The sequence below is a fragment of the Pelorhabdus sp. sgz311001 genome, assembly GCF_055901755.1.
Window position 1 is genome coordinate 105,529 of the sequence record NZ_JBVXUT010000006.1, and the last position, 16,284, is coordinate 121,812.

The window sequence follows — 16,284 nt, forward strand, 5'->3', positions numbered from 1 at the left end:
AGCTCCTTTCGAATATTTATTTCAGCACATTGGTCACACGACTAGATTTAAACTTGCCGCCCTGCTTATGGCAGCGGGGATTGAATGGCGGATCAAGTACCTTGCCCTTTCGCGGCTTGTACTTCGAACACTCCCCATGTTCCCACGAAACTCGCCTAGCAACGCAAATATCATATCCGTGATTTTCGCAATCGATATGATCACACTCTACTGTTGGCATCGTAGCACCTCCTAAAATGGAATATTTTCGTCTTAAAAACGGGAATATTTTTCGGCATAAAATCAGTTGAAAACGGTATTAAAAAACGGCATCATCCGGACAAATCCGTCCAGTGACGCCGCAAAGGCCTGATTCTATTGGGTTTATAGGTGGGCTAATTCTGTATTAAAATCGGCAAGTTCGTCCACCTGTAATACTCAGCATATTTTTTAGCATAATTGCTAAATCTTTTACGAATCGCTTGACACGTGTTTAAATACGTATTATAATTATAAATGAAAGGAGGGAAAAACTAATGTGAAAAGCTACTCTTCAAGGGAAATACTCAAGATGCTGTTAGACGATGGCTGGTACATAGTCCGAACCAGAGGCGATCATCACCAGCTGAAGCACCCGACAAAGAAGGGGCTAACAACAGTACAACATCCCAAGAAAGATTTAGATCCTAAAGTCGTACAAAGCATATTAAAACAGGCGGGGCTGAAATAGCCCCCCGCCTAAAGGAGGCTTGTATGGATAAATATATATTCCCAGCAATCTTTGAACCAGGCGAACAGCACGGATACTGCATTACCTTTCCGGATCTGCCTGGCATCATCACCAGTGGCGAAACCATTGAAGAATCTCTGTCCATGGCTAAAGAAGCTCTTGAACTGCATCTCTATGGCATGGAGGAAGACGACGAAGAAATTCCAGCAGCTAGCGCACCACACAAACTAGACGTTCCTGTCGGCGCCTTCGTTAGCCTAGTGGAAGTTTGGATGCCACTCGTTCGTGATGAAATGGCCAATAAGGCCGTGAAGAAAACCCTCACAATCCCTAAGTGGCTGAATGACGTTGCTGAAAAGCACAACGTCAACTACTCTCACCTGCTACAGGAATCGCTTAAGCATCACCTAGGCGTCTCTAAGCCGCCATATCTAAGTAAATAATTTTTACTGCCATGCCGCGGAACTTCATGTTCGCGGGTACTAAAAAAGGCCGCTCGCAAGAGCAGCCTTTTTCTTTTGGGAAGTGGGAAATTCAACCGGTTTCCACGGCGCAGTACATCTGTCCCAGGATCTTCCCCGCAGGTCAGTGCCTTACGGTCACTGCCGTAATGACCATTAATTCATACTATCATAGTAACACCGAAAAACTGCAATGGAACACAGTGTTACTTAAAAAGTTTTTATAAAAGACCTTTTTTCAATACAAAGTAAAGCGAAAAGCTCAAAATTTTATTCCACCAAGAAGTAATTGTATTGTCATGCAACCAATATTTTTCCGGCAGAGATCCGTATTTTTCAGCCATAACTTTCGAATAGTTTGACTGCACATAATAACGCCACGCCTCGCGGCCATTCACCAGTTTTTTATGCTTTGCTGCCCGCCGCCTAAGTTCTAAGAATATTTTTTTCTTAGGGGCTAGAGTCCTCTCAACAGCCTCGATAGCAAGGAGCCATTTTTCCGTTTTGTCCAGCTCTTCCAGGCTTATAACTTTATGCAAAACAACATTTCCGGGGCCGGTCTGAACAAATACCGCCGGTGAGCTCTCGCTATCTCTAATATAGTTTAGGTCTTTGTAGTATTCTTGAAGTCTCTCAGGATAATATAACAGCCACTCCTCAACTGTAATAAGATCTTGTTTTAAATTCACTTCTTGCTGCATATTTGCCAAACCAAACCCCTCCCATATCGTAAACGCACCGAAGCAGACGCCCCCCAGCGCCTGCTTTTCTTGCTATTTATTTACTGCTCTAAAGTTCGCTAATGTTTGCTTATTTGCCTGAATTATAGCTTGTCTTAATTGTTGGCCAACTTTAGCAGCGGTCTGCAGTAGCACACGCGACCATTCAACTATGGCCGCTGCGGCCTCTCGTATATCAAACAGCTTCATTCTCCGTTGCCTTTCTTTCAAGCGTGTAATTTGCCGATGCCTGTTATTCAAAATTATCACCTCTTCGGCTTACTAAAGCCGCATCGATCACGGCAGTACTTCGTGCACTTGACGCAACATCCGCACGTCTGGCGGCATACGAGCCGCAGCGCAACTGGGCAATTAGGTTTCATTCGCATTCCTCCTTTACTAGGTTAATAAATTCAATTATTATTAAGCAAAATAGTTATACCTCAGCGCAATAATTTACATATAAACTTGTTAACTAAAGGATTATATTTATAAATGTGTGACTAGTATGGAAATCTTGTCAAATATACAAAAGGATGGCGATTTTTCTTGAAATGTTTCCCATGGAAAAAATCCCCCGAATCCGAAATAGAATATCTTGATATGAACGGTAACCCCGCAGATAAAAACCACGCTTATCGAAAGCTAGTAAACTCTTATGATCAACAACGTCAACTGCAGCTGAGTACATTGACGATTCGTTTTTCTTTAGACTCTGAATGGTGATACCCAAATTCTAAAATAAGAATTTCTATGCTAGCCACATAGGTCCAACAAATTGCATATACTAACATTGGCAATGCCCCTCTGACGTATAACACTCCTTTCAGGAACAAGGTTGAGTTTTCAACCTTGTTCGTTTTAATAATTAATGCATAAAGTTTCCACTTCAGATACAAACTACCAGTAGGGTTACTCTCCTCTAAAAATATCAAGGCCATTGGCGACTGCCGTGGTCTTGGTATTTTTATTGCGACGCCTTGAATAAATCTTGAATTTTAGCACAATCTAACTATGTTATTCCTCCCCCCGTTAACAAAGCCGCTATAAGGCTTTGTTTTTTTATACTATTTAGCTGAACTGAGGGTTAAGTTATGGACTTCGTCTACATCATTTTAAGCATCTGTGTAGCCACGCATGCTTTCAGCTATGCATTGTACCTAAAAAAGGTCAAGCCAGCGGTTTCGTTCTACATAATTTCCCTCATTTCAGCACTAACAGTCGCATTGTCAATTTATCGTTATATTACCTAGTCATTTATCACTAGATGATCATCCATCATATCTTGCCTTTCCACTCCCAGATTCTCTGCTGTCCCTTAGCCGGTACCGGATCGATCGGCCGGACGTTGTCCAAGATCCACGCGTAGCGCCCAGGCTGGAAGTCACCAAACACTATCTCATTCTTTCCATACACATCGCGCCAGGTCACGATATGATCCATCGTCATCTCTTGGCAGTCGACCAAGTCGGCTATAGCAATTACTGAGCCAAATGGCAACTCTTTTCCGGCTTTCCCAAGTGCCGCGAAAAACGGATCAGCTTTAGCGAGCTGAATAAATCGTTTCCCTCGCCCTGCATGAATCGCAATCGGCCCCCGGTAGCGTGTCGGCCATGACCGCGTCTCTATATGCTTGGCACCGCAGGCGATTAAGCTCGCCCACGGTTGCAAGATTGTTATTGCTTTCATGATTTTCCACCGCCAAGCACCCAACCCGAGCAGTCCTGGCACACACGAAGCACCTTGCCGTTATGCTTATTTTTTATAGCAGTCGTCGCCGGGCGTTCACCGCAGAGCTCGCATTTCAATTCACATTGCTTTTTTTCAGGGCAGTTATGCATTCTTACCCCTCCATTCGGCAAGGGCCTTAATTAAATCGTCCCAACCAACACATACTGCTGAATCGCCATATTTGACATATAACTCTGCCGCCTTGCACACTTCTTCGGCTCTCTTAAGCTTGTCGGCAGCTTCAGACGGTGTAATATCTAGAGAATTTTTCATTATAGCTATAATTTCTTCTTGCTTACTAAGCGCTTGTTTTGATTCGTCAGATCCATTGCTGTAATAGCCATAATTTCCAGCCGCTTCGACTAAAACCTGATACTTAGATAATGCCCCGCGCATAATAGCGATTTGAGCATCTTGCGCTGTAAAACGTTCTCGCAAAATATCACAGCTGAACGGCATGTTGTCGCTTTGAGAAAGAATATAATCTTGCAAATCATCAAATAGAGCATCAGTAGAAAAGCCCTGCATTTCCGTGTATTTACGCCCTTTGGCACAACATTTTTCACATTCTTTTCGATACTCGCAATTCAAGCAGCATTCATTTATCCCGTTGGCATCCGTTCTCATACAATCTTCACAGTCATAATCTTGATTCGATACACTATCATTTTTACAGATATCTTTCATTTGTTCCCCTCCATCCTCTTCCTTAGTTCCCGCTCAAACTCTCCAGGCTTGGCTGTATCGGCTTTTTTCTTATCCGTCTGGGTTGGTGCCACCCAAGGTTAGTTTTGATCGCAGGAGCGGCAGGAGCGATTCCTGCCGCTTTTTCTATTCCAATCCCCACGACATCGCCCCCTAACCTACGAGGGAAGCGAGTGGATCAGTGTATTCTTTTCCGGTGTTCGTCTTTGTGTCTGGCTGCCCGATCGGCTCATGCTGCTTCGTTGGCGCCAACGGCACTCGATTTTCTCTTTCAACCCAATAACGATTTGTTAATAAAACCGCCTCGCCACCATCTTGATCAGAAACCTTGTCCGCTTTGTAGTCAGCAAAAACGGTAGTCGAGCAGATCCGGCAGCGCCCCTTGTCTCTTCCTGCGTTCATGGTTGCGAAATACTCAGCGCCGCACTTGCACTCAATACGATAACGTCCCTCTTCCATTGATCCCGCGAAAGCAGCTGTAGGAGCTGGCGCCGAAGATGTAAAACTTCTTTCTGGCCACTTTTTCACCCACTCACCTGCCGGGAGCTTCTCGACATGAACGCTAACAACATCTTGCAGATCGATCGCAATAAACTCGCCGTCTACATACTGCGCCACAGTGCTGCGTGCATGCTTGGGCCGCTGAATTTCATCGATAAGAATATTCGTCATGCGTGCCGGTAGCGTGTATTTGAATTCTCCACCGCTGGCTAGGCCGATCTGAACAGGATATTTTTCTTTCGCTTGCTCCCGATCGGCGGCTGCAGCATCAAGTTGAGACTGCAACGCAACCACTTGGGATTGCGCTTTATTTCGTTCATCTTCCGACTTGCCTAGCTGATCATCTAAAAAGTTATTTTCTTTTTCTGCTATCTTCGCTTTTTCTTCTAGATCCAGCAGTTTAGCATTTAAGTCTTTAATAACGGCATCCTGGGATTCAAGTATGTTTCCCGTTGCCGCCAGCTCATCTTCTAGCTCTACGATTCGCGGCTGCTGGTTATCAATCTTATCCTTCAGCGCTAGGAACTCACCAACGGCCGTATTGTACTTTGCGGCCGGTACCGTCTCGGCTTCAACCTCAAGCGCTGGCTCGTCCAGCTCTCCGGTACCGATGTAGCTATACTGGCACTTGCCAACTGCGGCCGGATCAATCGGGTGAACTCCGTATTTAGTCAAAATTCCGCGGATAGGACACTCTTCGAATCGCTTGCTGTAGCAGGTTTTACACGATACCTCAATTACGGCCGAATACCAATCCTCGAAATCAGAGATTTCCATCGGGATGACTGTCTGCATCTTAAGCACTTCGGCATGCGCTTTTTTCGCTTCCTGAGTCGGTACAAAAATGCATTCCAATCTGCTAACGTGCTTCATCAGGTCAATTTTTGCAGTTTGATCTAAGGCATCGGATCGCATTTCAAGTGCCTTGTTGATCATCGTGCGGCCCATGCGCATATACTTCATGAAATCGGCAGGCACGCTTTTCACACTGTCATAGCCTTCTATCGCCTCATCGATCAGTGCAATCATGGCTGATGCTCTAACAAATTTTGCCTTTTCCTCTTTTGACAAATACGGATTCATACTTCTTCCTCCCCCTATATGTGCGCACGCGGAAAATCTTAACTTTGCTTAACCGCTGCGCTTTTGTATTATGTAAACTAACACTTCACCCAAACAACTGCTTGACATACTTTTAAGCCCCCTCTGTAACCACCACAACGATTTCCCTGATAAACTTCACTCGACTTTTATCTAAGACCAGAATCTCCGTTTCATCACGCCGAGTGAACAAGGCCAAAATATCCCGCTTTTTCACCTGGTACTCACTAACCGCATAGACACCGCGCTCCTTCGCAAATCGGGCTGCAATCATCGGATCTAACGTGTAGGAAATCCAGTCTGTCTCGAATTCCCTGTGAGCCCTGTAGGCCGTCACAAACCAAGGCAGCTGATCGAACTTGATGACTTCCGAAGGCTTCATGATCGATTTTCTCCGGCCGCCGCGAGTCGAAGAAAACAACCGTTTCCACAAATTGAGATCAGACCAGCCGCAATAGTTAACCCAAAGAGTCGATAGCATGTACCAGTAATCGTAATCATTCAGGCCGTCGCAAACTTCTGCGAAATAACGGATCGCCTGAGGCGTTTCTTCCAACTCAATCAACTTCCGCGCAACCTGTTCGCCTTTTAGGCTCCAGTGAAAATTTGCCGACACATCAGAAAAAATATTATTCATACCGTCCCCTCCTATTCATGCCCCACGCACTGCCCACCGTACTTCAGCCGCAGTAATTCCACATTGCACTTACACAAAAACTCAATGTCCTCAATCCCGCGCCCGATCACATACGTCCCGCCGCTGCGAAGAATGTCCTCTCGAAAATCCTTCTGGTCTTCCGATAGCGTTCCGGACGCCGTCTTCGCCTCTACGTAAACCGTCCAGCCGTCCTTTATGGCTGTCAAGTCGCTAAGCCCCTTATGACTGCCCAAGCTCTGCTGATGCCGGATCACGAACCAACCATGCAACTGCAAATATGCGCGCATCGCATTTTGAATCTCGGTTTCCTTCGGCCCTTTGACCTTCTTAGGCTTGCTAGCCCGTTTCTTGTGGCCAGACAAAATATCTTGAAACTCTCGTTCACTTAACCTCACGCTGTCGCCCCCTGATACGGGCAAATTTGAACTCGTTCATGCCCGTCTTCATCATCCGTAACTAAAAAGTGGCCCTGGCCTTTACACTCGTTGTGATACTCACAGTTAGGGCAAATTGCCACTTCTTTGGGCAAGTACGCTTTGTAAGCTCCTTGTCCAAGAAAATTCTCGGCTTGCTTGCAAAACTTAATATCCTGTTTCCCAATTCCAAACTCTTTCGCATACTTCAGCGCTGCTATGATGAGATGCTTTGCACTCATACCCGAGCTGATTGCAGCTTCCCAGGCCTTCATCGCCTCAGCTGGATTTCGTTTCTTGGGATAAATGCTCCAAAAACTCATGAAGTCCGGATTTTCTCCAATGGATAATTCTAACGATTGGCTTCCCAATGTCTCTGCTGTTTCCTCGGCAGAGTTCCCCGAAGGGTATAAGTTATCCACAGGAACCTCCCCATCACCCTCGCGCGCGTTTATTTTATTTTCTTTTTCCTTTACTTTATTTTCTTTTACTTTACTTTGTGTACTAAATGCAGGCGGTAACTCATCCTCAGCGGGGATTATGTCGCCATTAACGGTAGTAAATGTAACATTATCTGTCTTGATCTTGTTTTTTTCCTTATCTGCTGGCTTTATCAAGTAGTAATCCTTGATCATAGGAACCGCGCTTCGCCTTTCGCAAGCCTTAAGGAATCGCTTCTGTATGCCTGCCGAAGTTAATATCCCATACTGCTCATATAGGTTTTTGTTGAAAAAACCCTCGTTAATGTAAGCATTAACTATGTCTATCGTGGTATTTATGTCGACGCTAATATCTTTCGTGAATAGAAACTGTTCCCGTTCTGTCCACATCAAGTAATATCCGTTTCGATAAATTCTTATCAATAACCGGATAAGAAGACCGAAGGCCATTACTCCATATTTTGCGTCAACATAGCCAACGCTTCCCTCTTCCATAATGTCTAAGTCAATTGAAAAATAATCTATGCCTTCTTTTATTGGTCTAGCCATTTGCGTCGCTCACTCTCCCCTGAACAGGGAGGCTAGACGCCCCCCTCCTTGCCTTTAAGATGCTTCCGTTTGGTGTTCTCGCAGCCATTTCTTGATCTCGCGCCCCTTAATGCTTCCGCCTTCAAAGGGCATACATGCGATGAAATCCCACTTAAACACCTGATGTAACGCTTTTGCTGTATTCTCGTCTGTAAACAACGCCAGAATATTTAATGCTAGGTCTGCTGGTCCCGATCCGCCATAACCCCACTCAAAACCGCTAGGGCTATGCTCAATAAACACCTGGGGAACGTTCGTCATGGCCTCGCCGCCTGGCGTCCGTTTTAAAACAATGTCACCGTTAAAAGGAAGGTCAGCATCCTTGAAAAGCCTTCCCTGATCTTTACGCTTCTCGCGCTTACCGACTTCTTTAACCCAACATACCGGACCATAGCCCCGCTGGAGGCTCTGTTCGTCTTTCAGCTTCCGATTGCATCGACTGCACCGATCGCCCATCTTCCTTCTCCTTTCTCGCACAAAATTCACAATCACTAAAATAGGGGCTGCCGCTCGGCAACCTGCATTTTGAGCAAATTGCCGATATGGTCCGCCACTCAGCACCGCACTCGCAGCGCATAAACACCATAGGAGATTTATAGCCAACGACCTGGCCCTTTCTGCCGCATTTCAGGCAGTGTGTTCTGGTTGTCTTACCAGGTAAGCACTTCATTAGGAAACGCCTTGTTCAGCTATTTCCCCAACACAATTCAGGCAAACATTCTTACCTTTATAGGTCACGATTTCCCTTTCATTCTCATTACCACAAAATACGCAAGTGTTTTCCGGCTCATATTTTTTAATAACAATAATCCCGCCATCATTAGTGAAAATTTCCATAGGATCGCCATCTTCTATCCCGTTTACGCGGCGAATTTCCCGCGGAATAACAACTCTTCCAAGCTCATCAATACGGCGAATAATGCCAGTTGCTTTCATAATGTACATCCACTCCCTCTAAATAATCTTTTTAAACCTCCGTATTCTCGTATAAACCGTATCACCGCTAACACCGTAGATTTGGCCTATTTCCTTGTAAGTCATGGATTCTTTCATTCTCACCATGTCTTCAACGTCTTGATCAGTAAGTGCCGTCCTATGGGTTTTCTTCCTCGGCTTTTTAGCTTTACTAGATTGATTTTTCCATTTAGACGCCATGCTCATTGCTGTAGAAACGCTGTAACCCATTGCTTCAGAAACTTCTTTCCAGGAAAGTCCTGACTCTCGAAGAGCTATAATCTCTGGAACAACTGTGTCCCAAGAATTTCGCGTATGTCGACCTTCAGATAATGCACTGCAAGCTTGCTCGGGTGTCATGTATGCCGGGGAAAGTACTGCCAAAGCTAATGCGGTCCATCCCTCCACATTCATAACATTTTCTAAAGTGAACATTGCTTATATCCTCCTGATCGTATGCACATCACTAGGAAAAGTCTCTTAATTAAATTTTCAATTCCATTTTATAAATTTCAGTCCCAAAAACTCTTTCAAGAAATCCCCTAATAGCGCAAGCTGACCGATTTACATATTCCGCGATTATATGCGGCATATAGCCTTGTTCCGTCATATCTAATACGAGTCGCATTTCTTCTGGAGTCCACCGAGTATGATTATCTGCTCTTATTGGCCGCTGCTTTATTTTTAAATCAATCATCCGGCGTTTTATAGCCCCTTCGGTCCGGCAAAGCTTGATAGAAATTTCTCTGTAGCCATACTTATAGGAGCTTAAAAGCATTCTGAGATAGTCATCATCAGTTTTGGTCCATGGACTGGTCTTATATTTTCGAGCCGCAATATCAGCCCTTCGTTTTATAGGAACCCACGGCGGTTCTTTACCAAGTGCATTTGTTTCAAGTTTTGAAAAATCAAGTAAGAACTTATTCCTCTTACCCCATTTCCAAAAATCATCAATATCGATAACAGCAAACCGTTCTTTGATTACTTTTTTATAACGAATAGGGCAACCGTTATATATCCATCGCTCAAAAGTTAGAGAATGACAATTGCCCTTGCCTAGCACCTTAAATAGCTCATTGATTGTAATTTCTTTGCCACTATGCAGATGATCACCAAACCCTAAACGATTTGCTTTTAATTTAATGGCATTTATTGAACGTCCCAGCAATTTTGCTATATGAGGCAAAGATCCTTTACCCCAATGCTCTTCAAGCTTTTCAATCTCTTCCTTAGTCCAGCGACTCATGCCACTTGCACCTCCACCGGCGCGCCTTCTTCTGTAGCAGGCTGAAATTCTATCCGTTGAACAAATGCCTCTTGTACAGCCTTAACGTGGCTTATTACAAGGACCATGCCGAAACGATGGGCAACACTTTGAACCGCTTCAATAACCATAGGAAGAAACTCTTCACTCTGGCTTCCAAAACCTTCATCGATGACAAGCCAGTCAATCTTGCTACCGGCTCTGCGTGATAAAAGCTCAGCCAGGGCGAACCGAATTGCAAAATCAATGCGCAGCTGTTCACCGCCGCTATAAGTTTCATAGATCCGCTCTCCTGCCCAATCGCCGACAATAATATCTAACGTCTCGGCCATGCCACTGCGGCTCTTCAATTCTTTCTGTGTCTCGAATTTAAGATAATTGCGGCCGCCGCTCATCTGCCCCAAGATGTCATTTGCAATACGCTCTAATTCCGGTACCGCGTTTTCGATAATCAGCGCCGGTATTCCGTCTCGGCCGAAAGCTTTGACAAGAGTCTGCCACCGGTTAAGTTCTTTCGAAAGCGGCTCCATTTCTTCTACTAGGGCCTTCCGCTGCTCTTCATCAGCGGCTAGGCTTTCCAGTTTCGCCTGTACGCCGCCCAACTTAGTGATTACGTCCGTTTGCTTATCCCTAAGCTCTTTCAGCGCTTCCTGCGTAATTCTGACTCGTTCGGCCGCTTTTCCCTCCAGACTCTTGGAATCGCCAATCAGCTGAGAATATTCAGCTTCTAGCTCTAAGGCGTAGCTTGTAGCCTTTTCAATTTCCGGAGTCAGCAGATCAAGGCTTTTCTTAGCTTCCGAAGCGATTTCCTTCGCTGCCGGCAGCTGTTCTTTTTGCTGCATATAAACTTCTAAAAGTTGCTGCTTTGATTCTAAATCCGGCAAGCTTTCTAACTCTTTCCGAAGGACTGAATATTGCTCTCTCATGTTTTGGACCCGCTTTGACAGATCCGCCAGGCGCTTTTCCTGATCTGCTCGCTGAGCTTTTATATTTTTAAGGATTTCTGCTGCACCGTCTAACTGCAGGTACTGATCAGCATCCGGCTTAAGAGAAGTCATCAGGTCGCATAGGCGGCTATGTTCGGCCTCGTTGTACCCATTATCCTGAATAGCCTTTTCAGCTGTTTGTATGGCTGGTTTCAATGTATCGTTTATAATGCGTTCCTGATCAACTAACCAAGTACTGAACTCTTGTAACAATACGGGGATCTTCGCTTTCGCGGCCTTGGCATCAGCTAAAAACTTGCACTCTGCTTTTTCAATATCCAAGCAATCCGCCTGGGCCAACATCGCCGCTTTTTCTTTTAAAACATCGATTGCCAAGGTTTTTGCGGTTTTATCCTTTTTGAAAGATTCCTGTGCTGCAGTCAGATCGCGCTGCTTGATATGCAAAGCTGCTCTAAGTTCCGTGTCATGACGCTGCAGCTGATCGTACTTTTCGATATCGGCTTGAACAGCCAGATAATCCTTATAGGATTTTTCTAGTCGCGGCCGATCGGCGAGCAGCTGCTCATAATGAGCAATATCAGAAAGTACTGTATTGAGAGATTTTTGAACTTCTTCTTGTTCTGTCTTAAGGCGTTGCGCTTCCTGGACTAAGATGGTTTGCTGTTCTTTTTTTGATTTCAGAACCGTGATTTTATCCCGATTTTGTTCAAACTCGACAGCATGTGCCAAAATAACAGTCTCTTGATCTAAAAGCTTTTGAGCCGAATCAAGGCGCTGCTGCTGTCGATCACGCTCCGCTGACTTGGCGCCAACTTCTGCCCATAATGTTTTTGCCCTCTGGTCAATCTCACCGGCCTGCTGCAGTTTGACGGCCAGGGCGCTGTGTGCTACCTGGGCCTGCTGCAGCTCTCCTTCCTGGTGAGTAATCTTCGCATCGATGACAACTTTCTGATCAGATAACTGTGTCTTTTGAAACTCGAGGACGTCTTTATTTCTAAGCCGACCGTCAATGTCGTCTATTTTCGCTTTTACTTTTTCTAAAGATAAATTTGTCGCAGAAGCCTTTAGTCTAGCCTTTTCCTGAAGGGTTTCGTACTGCTCAAGTTGCAAAATCTGAGCAAGGATGGACTTTCGCTGACCAGCTGGCCGAGAAGTAAACTCGTTCGCTTTTCCTTGCAAAATCATGCTCGAGCTTGAGAACGTTTCAGCATCAAGATTTAAAAGATCGATAATCTTCTTCTGCGTTTCGGCGATCGAGGCGCCGGATTGACTTGTCCATACTTCGCCGGTTCGGCGCTGTAGCTCTAAAGTCGTTTTCCCGCTTCCTTTGGTGCTGCGCGTCCGGACCACGCGCCAAGTGTCTCCCTGGTGCTCAAAATAAAGGGCAACACTTGCCTCTTTTGTTCCTGTCCGGACCATATCATCAGCCCTAGTACCTGGCTTTGTGGTGCCAAACAGGGCGAACATAGGGGCTATTGTGAAGGCGGTACTCTTTCCCGCGCCATTAGGTCCGCATATCGCGGCCAGGGTGACGCCAGTAAGATCGATTTCAGTAAAAGCTATAGCCCCGAAATCCTGAATTACTATTTTTAGCGGCTTCATTTTTGATCACCGCCTAGATCAATAACACTGACAAAAATTTGCGGAATGGGTTTCTGCTTCTGCAAATTCCAAGACTGTTCATGCACTGCAGCTGCTTCCATAATGAGATCTAAAATCAAAGCGACCTGATCAGGTTTTCTGGCATGTACCCCTGGAGTTGAGCCGGTATAAGAAAAAATGTGCTTAGAAACTTCAGCAGCAACATTCATAGCAGCCATAATTTCACCAGTCTGTAATGGAGTTTTAAGCATCTTGGACCACCTCCAGAAATTCAGTAGCAAACCCGCCAGACTTTCCGTCCCAAAGAACAACCTGACTACCACATAAATCCCATGGTTCACTCCGAGTAACCCAAACTTTATCTTCGTTTTTTTCAGCCTCATAACAATTAACCATACGAACTTTAGTTCCAATAGGCCAATTCACGAGTTTTATTTTCCGGCTAACCTTTGACATCTATATCAACCTCCACACCACGTTTTTTTAGCTCTGCAATCCACACTGCTTTCATTTCTTCGGAACAATGGGACAATGCATCGGCCCAAGTTGGCCAACGTCCATGATCAGCATAAAAATGGTATTGATAATAAAGGCTCTGCGCATTATGCGGTAATTCCGGCGCGTGTTTTACTGCGCATTCTTGGCAAACATCAGGATTACCAGGCGGCATCAAATGAAAAGCACCGACTTTAGGAAGTTCATTAATTTGTATATTTTTTAGCCGAACATACTGGAGAATCGTATCTACTGCAGAATTTAGATAAAATACTGTTCTGCCTGGTTTTTGTTTCTGAATGTATCTTACTGGAACAGGAATTTCGTTTTCTAATTTGGCTAGAGTAACCGCAGAAATTTTAACTCCTTTAGCAGCCAATCCGTCCAAAACTTCTTGTTTGGTAATCATTCAGCCACCCCCATCAGTTCGGCCGTCATGTCCATCAGCGTAGCAATTTCGTCCTCTTCAAATCCTTGATTTATGCTCCACTTCTGAACTGCTTGAATCGGCCCAAGAGCTTCAGTGACTTCCTGGTCCCTTACCCGATCCGTCCGATCGATCGTAGCCTTTACCTCGGAGACAAAGAAGGCGCCAGCATCATATAGAGCTTTTTCGAGTGCTTTCCGATTCAATTGCTTATTTAAGTCCTCGCTGCAGCTGTAATGCAACCGGACAATACCGTTCGCAAAATCGCCAAATTTGTCATAAAAATTAAGCTTTCCGTTCACGAAATTGGCTATATCGTTCTCAGAAAGCTGTAAAGTGTGATAATCCCGCGCTGGAGTGTGAATGAATTCAGAAGTAAAAACGCCTTCATTCAGATCATGAATCCAAAAGCCAGCGTCTACTTTCTCATCATTGAAACTGAGCCGTTCAGGAGCTCCGCTGTAAAATACTTTGCCGTTTTGTTGCGGCCGATGAATATGCCCTAAGGCTACGAGATCATATCCTTCAACGGCCTCAGTCGTTAAAATAGCTTCATTCTGCATCAGAACATCTTCAAAGCCGGTGTCAGCCAGGTCATAGGTAAGATGGCCGACTAAGATAGCCGGGCTATAACTAGTTTCATCCAAAAACTTCTGGCAAGTTTCAGTTATGTGGTCCGTCATCATCTGGTGAATCACGTTGGCTGGCATCCCTTTGTATTCGGCCATTGTTGCGAAGTTAGAGCGATCCATACCTGGCAGAAGAACCATTGAAAATCCCTCTTCAAAACAATCGATATCAAACCTATCTGGCCTCGTTACAATAGTGACTTGAGATAATTGGTAATCTTTTAAAAGATCGTAGGCGCTAGCCGGATCATGGCTAGGGGTACCGGAAATTACAAGTACTTGAATTCCTGCTGCAGTCAATTTCCGAAGCCAGGCTGCAGCCGCGCGAATCTCTTTACTGGCCTTATCTAGGCTAATGTCCGCCTTACGAAACATATCTCCGGCCACGATGGCCATAACGCACTCTTCTGCGATGATCCGGTTGGCCGTCCAATCCATTACGCGGCAAATATCTTCAAATCTCGCTTGCGGCGCGGGGCCTGGATAACCAAGGCCCCAATGAATATCTGCAATATGAGCAATTTTCACGATTTATCACCGCCAGTACTTCCCACATCAAAAGCCGACATCAGTAAATCTTGCAGGCTTTCTTCATCCGTCTTCCGTATGAAATCGATTGTTTCAGATGCTTCTTTGGCAGTCAGCTCTTCAATCGGTTTCTTTTTCATGTAAAGAATAATGTCACGAATCCCTTTATCATCTATGTTCTTTTGCTTCGCCGAAGAAATAATAAAAGACAATTGTTTTTCAGTAATCTTATGATTACTGCTAGCGGCCCCGCCACCTGAGGATTGACCTTGACGCCGATCGCTCTCTTGCGGTGCATCCTTTTTCTTTTGCAGTCTTTCTTGACCGCTTTCGGGAATCTCGCCCTCGATCCAGGCTTCCATTTCATCTTCAGACTGGCTAAAGATCCCTGAACTTCTTGTTGCCGACAGAACCGCATCTACCAGGGCGCGCTTCTTAGCCATTTTCAAAACAGTATTCCATTGATCAATCAAATCCGGATTTTCTAGGCGGTACTTCACGTACTCGCTTGTTTTATCTCTGGACTCAAACGTTTGCTTAACCAGGCTATCCTTATTAATTTCCTTAGGAACTTTGCTTTCATATACCCAGCGGTACCGATACTTACTTTCGTATGTGCAGGCCTCGCCAACGCCTTCGGCAACAATTAATCCCGTCTTACGGTGAGCAATTTGCACAGTCACTTTCGCCAGATAATATCCTGTCTTAAAGTCACGTTCTTCGCTTTTCTCTTTGATCACAGGAGCAAAACCGTACAACTCACAAAGCTTTTCTGCTCCAGGCTTATACAAAGTTGGTTTATCAGTACCAGGTACAGTACCATAATCAGCATCTTTGACCATGACATCCTTGAAGAAATCCTGAACCAACGCTAATTTACCTTTCATTTCCGCCAAACGTACAGCCATTTCACCAGTTGCACCACTATCCATATCTAAAAGAGAACCATTGGCCTGATTGGCCGCCACTACTACACTGTTTTCCATAAAGCTACCTCCGATTTTTTATAATATCGATCATCCACACTTAAACCGCCTCCAAGCGCTGCGGCTTCTCTTCTTTCTGTAATGGGTTTTTTTCGCAAATACCAACGAGCTGATCTTTTAAGTCATGCATCTGCTCTTCTGTGAGCAGTAACGAAAAGTGATCGCCTGTCAAAATAGCCATATATGATTCAGGAATTAATTCTGGATCTTCACTGCGAGATACAAAAACCGCTTGTAACTTATCAGACTTTAAATCTACAGTTAGATCTCCGCCAACAAAATTCACTTCGCATACCTCCTATCGCATCTGCCAGCCGGTCCCCGCAATACGCATCGCGTTCTTGCCGCGCCGCCGGAACATTGGGCTGCGATCATAATTCGTTGATTCTTTTTTAGGCCGTGGAATTTTTGCGAGTTCGGCAAGTT

23 protein-coding genes are annotated in these 16,284 nt (G+C 45.0%); 2 read left to right on the plus strand and 21 right to left on the minus strand.

Annotated features, from left to right (window positions below):
- Nucleotides 1-16: 16 nt before the first annotated feature.
- Nucleotides 17-220 carry a hypothetical protein gene (locus AC0MXB_RS15210; RefSeq protein WP_474040579.1) on the minus strand — a complete coding sequence of 68 codons (204 nt, stop codon included), beginning with the start codon at nucleotides 218-220 and terminating at the stop codon, nucleotides 17-19.
- A 297-nt stretch (nucleotides 221-517) separates the two neighbouring features.
- Here AC0MXB_RS15210 and AC0MXB_RS15215 point away from each other — a divergent pair, with 297 nt between their 5' ends.
- Both AC0MXB_RS15215 and AC0MXB_RS15220 read left to right on the plus strand, forming a co-directional pair.
- Nucleotides 518-709 carry a type II toxin-antitoxin system HicA family toxin gene (locus tag AC0MXB_RS15215; RefSeq protein WP_474040580.1) on the plus strand — a complete coding sequence of 64 codons (192 nt, stop codon included), beginning with the start codon at nucleotides 518-520 and terminating at the stop codon, nucleotides 707-709.
- Nucleotides 710-732: 23 nt separating this feature from the next.
- A complete protein-coding gene (locus AC0MXB_RS15220; protein WP_474040581.1) occupies nucleotides 733-1,152 on the plus strand; it encodes a type II toxin-antitoxin system HicB family antitoxin in 420 nt (139 codons plus the stop codon).
- 239 nt (nucleotides 1,153-1,391) lie between these two features.
- On the opposite strand, the gene AC0MXB_RS15225 is transcribed toward AC0MXB_RS15220, so the two are convergent.
- The 20 genes from AC0MXB_RS15225 to AC0MXB_RS15320 all read right to left on the minus strand — a co-directional run bounded on the left by AC0MXB_RS15225 (nucleotide 1,392) and on the right by AC0MXB_RS15320 (nucleotide 16,144).
- A complete protein-coding gene (locus AC0MXB_RS15225) occupies nucleotides 1,392-1,880 on the minus strand; it encodes a hypothetical protein (protein ID WP_474040582.1) in 489 nt (162 codons plus the stop codon).
- 680 nt (nucleotides 1,881-2,560) lie between these two features.
- Complete coding sequence (locus AC0MXB_RS15230) at nucleotides 2,561-2,683, minus strand: hypothetical protein (protein WP_474040583.1); 123 nt, start codon at nucleotides 2,681-2,683, stop codon at nucleotides 2,561-2,563.
- 484 nt (nucleotides 2,684-3,167) lie between these two features.
- Entirely contained in the window at nucleotides 3,168-3,578 is a 411-nt protein-coding gene (locus tag AC0MXB_RS15235) for an ASCH domain-containing protein (protein WP_474040584.1), read from the minus strand.
- Nucleotides 3,575-3,730, minus strand: a complete 156-nt coding sequence (locus AC0MXB_RS15240) for a hypothetical protein (protein WP_474040585.1) — start codon at nucleotides 3,728-3,730, stop codon at nucleotides 3,575-3,577. Before AC0MXB_RS15240 ends, AC0MXB_RS15235 begins: the two co-directional genes overlap by 4 nt.
- Complete coding sequence (locus AC0MXB_RS15245) at nucleotides 3,723-4,307, minus strand: hypothetical protein (RefSeq protein WP_474040586.1); 585 nt, start codon at nucleotides 4,305-4,307, stop codon at nucleotides 3,723-3,725. Before AC0MXB_RS15245 ends, AC0MXB_RS15240 begins: the two co-directional genes overlap by 8 nt.
- A gap of 171 nt (nucleotides 4,308-4,478) precedes the next feature.
- Nucleotides 4,479-5,909 carry a DUF5651 domain-containing protein gene (locus tag AC0MXB_RS15250; protein ID WP_474040587.1) on the minus strand — a complete coding sequence of 477 codons (1,431 nt, stop codon included), beginning with the start codon at nucleotides 5,907-5,909 and terminating at the stop codon, nucleotides 4,479-4,481.
- A 112-nt stretch (nucleotides 5,910-6,021) separates the two neighbouring features.
- Nucleotides 6,022-6,564: a hypothetical protein gene (locus AC0MXB_RS15255; protein ID WP_474040588.1), complete on the minus strand. Its 543-nt coding sequence runs from the start codon at nucleotides 6,562-6,564 to the stop codon at nucleotides 6,022-6,024.
- Nucleotides 6,565-6,575: 11 nt separating this feature from the next.
- Nucleotides 6,576-6,980 carry a hypothetical protein gene (locus tag AC0MXB_RS15260; RefSeq protein WP_474040589.1) on the minus strand — a complete coding sequence of 135 codons (405 nt, stop codon included), beginning with the start codon at nucleotides 6,978-6,980 and terminating at the stop codon, nucleotides 6,576-6,578.
- Nucleotides 6,977-7,987 (minus strand): DUF4373 domain-containing protein, encoded by a 1,011-nt coding sequence (locus AC0MXB_RS15265; RefSeq protein WP_474040590.1) that lies wholly within the window; start codon nucleotides 7,985-7,987, stop codon nucleotides 6,977-6,979. The genes AC0MXB_RS15260 and AC0MXB_RS15265 overlap by 4 nt, the downstream gene beginning before the upstream one ends.
- Before the next feature lie 54 nt (nucleotides 7,988-8,041).
- A complete protein-coding gene (locus AC0MXB_RS15270) occupies nucleotides 8,042-8,482 on the minus strand; it encodes a DUF6166 domain-containing protein (RefSeq protein ID WP_474040591.1) in 441 nt (146 codons plus the stop codon).
- Nucleotides 8,483-8,695: 213 nt separating this feature from the next.
- Nucleotides 8,696-8,962: an AbrB/MazE/SpoVT family DNA-binding domain-containing protein gene (locus AC0MXB_RS15275; RefSeq protein ID WP_474040592.1), complete on the minus strand. Its 267-nt coding sequence runs from the start codon at nucleotides 8,960-8,962 to the stop codon at nucleotides 8,696-8,698.
- 18 nt (nucleotides 8,963-8,980) lie between these two features.
- On the minus strand, nucleotides 8,981-9,415 hold the full coding sequence (locus tag AC0MXB_RS15280; protein WP_474040593.1) for a helix-turn-helix transcriptional regulator: 435 nt from the start codon (nucleotides 9,413-9,415) through the stop codon (nucleotides 8,981-8,983).
- 49 nt (nucleotides 9,416-9,464) lie between these two features.
- Nucleotides 9,465-10,226: a hypothetical protein gene (locus AC0MXB_RS15285; protein ID WP_474040594.1), complete on the minus strand. Its 762-nt coding sequence runs from the start codon at nucleotides 10,224-10,226 to the stop codon at nucleotides 9,465-9,467.
- Nucleotides 10,223-12,793, minus strand: coding sequence for an AAA family ATPase (locus AC0MXB_RS15290; RefSeq protein WP_474040595.1), 2,571 nt, complete (start codon nucleotides 12,791-12,793; stop codon nucleotides 10,223-10,225). Before AC0MXB_RS15290 ends, AC0MXB_RS15285 begins: the two co-directional genes overlap by 4 nt.
- The gene (locus tag AC0MXB_RS15295) at nucleotides 12,790-13,044 is read right to left on the minus strand and encodes a hypothetical protein (protein ID WP_474040596.1); all 255 of its coding nucleotides are present in this window, start codon (nucleotides 13,042-13,044) and stop codon (nucleotides 12,790-12,792) included. The genes AC0MXB_RS15290 and AC0MXB_RS15295 overlap by 4 nt, the downstream gene beginning before the upstream one ends.
- Complete coding sequence (locus AC0MXB_RS15300) at nucleotides 13,037-13,249, minus strand: hypothetical protein (RefSeq protein WP_474040597.1); 213 nt, start codon at nucleotides 13,247-13,249, stop codon at nucleotides 13,037-13,039. Before AC0MXB_RS15300 ends, AC0MXB_RS15295 begins: the two co-directional genes overlap by 8 nt.
- A complete protein-coding gene (locus tag AC0MXB_RS15305; RefSeq protein WP_474040598.1) occupies nucleotides 13,236-13,697 on the minus strand; it encodes a hypothetical protein in 462 nt (153 codons plus the stop codon). The genes AC0MXB_RS15300 and AC0MXB_RS15305 overlap by 14 nt, the downstream gene beginning before the upstream one ends.
- Nucleotides 13,694-14,872, minus strand: a complete 1,179-nt coding sequence (locus AC0MXB_RS15310) for a metallophosphoesterase family protein (protein WP_474040599.1) — start codon at nucleotides 14,870-14,872, stop codon at nucleotides 13,694-13,696. Before AC0MXB_RS15310 ends, AC0MXB_RS15305 begins: the two co-directional genes overlap by 4 nt.
- A complete protein-coding gene (locus AC0MXB_RS15315) occupies nucleotides 14,869-15,858 on the minus strand; it encodes a hypothetical protein (RefSeq protein ID WP_474040600.1) in 990 nt (329 codons plus the stop codon). The genes AC0MXB_RS15310 and AC0MXB_RS15315 overlap by 4 nt, the downstream gene beginning before the upstream one ends.
- A 40-nt stretch (nucleotides 15,859-15,898) precedes the next feature.
- Nucleotides 15,899-16,144, minus strand: coding sequence for a hypothetical protein (locus AC0MXB_RS15320; RefSeq protein ID WP_474040601.1), 246 nt, complete (start codon nucleotides 16,142-16,144; stop codon nucleotides 15,899-15,901).
- Nucleotides 16,145-16,284 lie beyond the last annotated feature (140 nt).

Bases quoted from the DNA above. Each gene is read 5' to 3' on its own strand.
- AC0MXB_RS15210 (WP_474040579.1), bottom strand. From the start codon at position 220: ATGCCAACAGTAGAGTGTGATCATATCGATTGCGAAAATCACGGATAT.
- AC0MXB_RS15220 (WP_474040581.1), top strand. From the start codon at position 733: ATGGATAAATATATATTCCCAGCAATCTTTGAACCAGGCGAACAGCAC.
- AC0MXB_RS15230 (WP_474040583.1), bottom strand. From the start codon at position 2,683: ATGTTAGTATATGCAATTTGTTGGACCTATGTGGCTAGCATAGAAATT.
- AC0MXB_RS15235 (WP_474040584.1), bottom strand. From the start codon at position 3,578: ATGAAAGCAATAACAATCTTGCAACCGTGGGCGAGCTTAATCGCCTGC.
- AC0MXB_RS15240 (WP_474040585.1), bottom strand. From the start codon at position 3,730: ATGCATAACTGCCCTGAAAAAAAGCAATGTGAATTGAAATGCGAGCTC.
- AC0MXB_RS15245 (WP_474040586.1), bottom strand. From the start codon at position 4,307: ATGAAAGATATCTGTAAAAATGATAGTGTATCGAATCAAGATTATGAC.
- AC0MXB_RS15250 (WP_474040587.1), bottom strand. From the start codon at position 5,909: ATGAATCCGTATTTGTCAAAAGAGGAAAAGGCAAAATTTGTTAGAGCA.
- AC0MXB_RS15255 (WP_474040588.1), bottom strand. From the start codon at position 6,564: ATGAATAATATTTTTTCTGATGTGTCGGCAAATTTTCACTGGAGCCTA.
- AC0MXB_RS15265 (WP_474040590.1), bottom strand. From the start codon at position 7,987: ATGGCTAGACCAATAAAAGAAGGCATAGATTATTTTTCAATTGACTTA.
- AC0MXB_RS15270 (WP_474040591.1), bottom strand. From the start codon at position 8,482: ATGGGCGATCGGTGCAGTCGATGCAATCGGAAGCTGAAAGACGAACAG.
- AC0MXB_RS15275 (WP_474040592.1), bottom strand. From the start codon at position 8,962: ATGAAAGCAACTGGCATTATTCGCCGTATTGATGAGCTTGGAAGAGTT.
- AC0MXB_RS15280 (WP_474040593.1), bottom strand. From the start codon at position 9,415: ATGTTCACTTTAGAAAATGTTATGAATGTGGAGGGATGGACCGCATTA.
- AC0MXB_RS15285 (WP_474040594.1), bottom strand. From the start codon at position 10,226: ATGAGTCGCTGGACTAAGGAAGAGATTGAAAAGCTTGAAGAGCATTGG.
- AC0MXB_RS15290 (WP_474040595.1), bottom strand. From the start codon at position 12,793: ATGAAGCCGCTAAAAATAGTAATTCAGGATTTCGGGGCTATAGCTTTT.
- AC0MXB_RS15295 (WP_474040596.1), bottom strand. From the start codon at position 13,044: ATGCTTAAAACTCCATTACAGACTGGTGAAATTATGGCTGCTATGAAT.
- AC0MXB_RS15300 (WP_474040597.1), bottom strand. From the start codon at position 13,249: ATGTCAAAGGTTAGCCGGAAAATAAAACTCGTGAATTGGCCTATTGGA.
- AC0MXB_RS15305 (WP_474040598.1), bottom strand. From the start codon at position 13,697: ATGATTACCAAACAAGAAGTTTTGGACGGATTGGCTGCTAAAGGAGTT.
- AC0MXB_RS15315 (WP_474040600.1), bottom strand. From the start codon at position 15,858: ATGGAAAACAGTGTAGTAGTGGCGGCCAATCAGGCCAATGGTTCTCTT.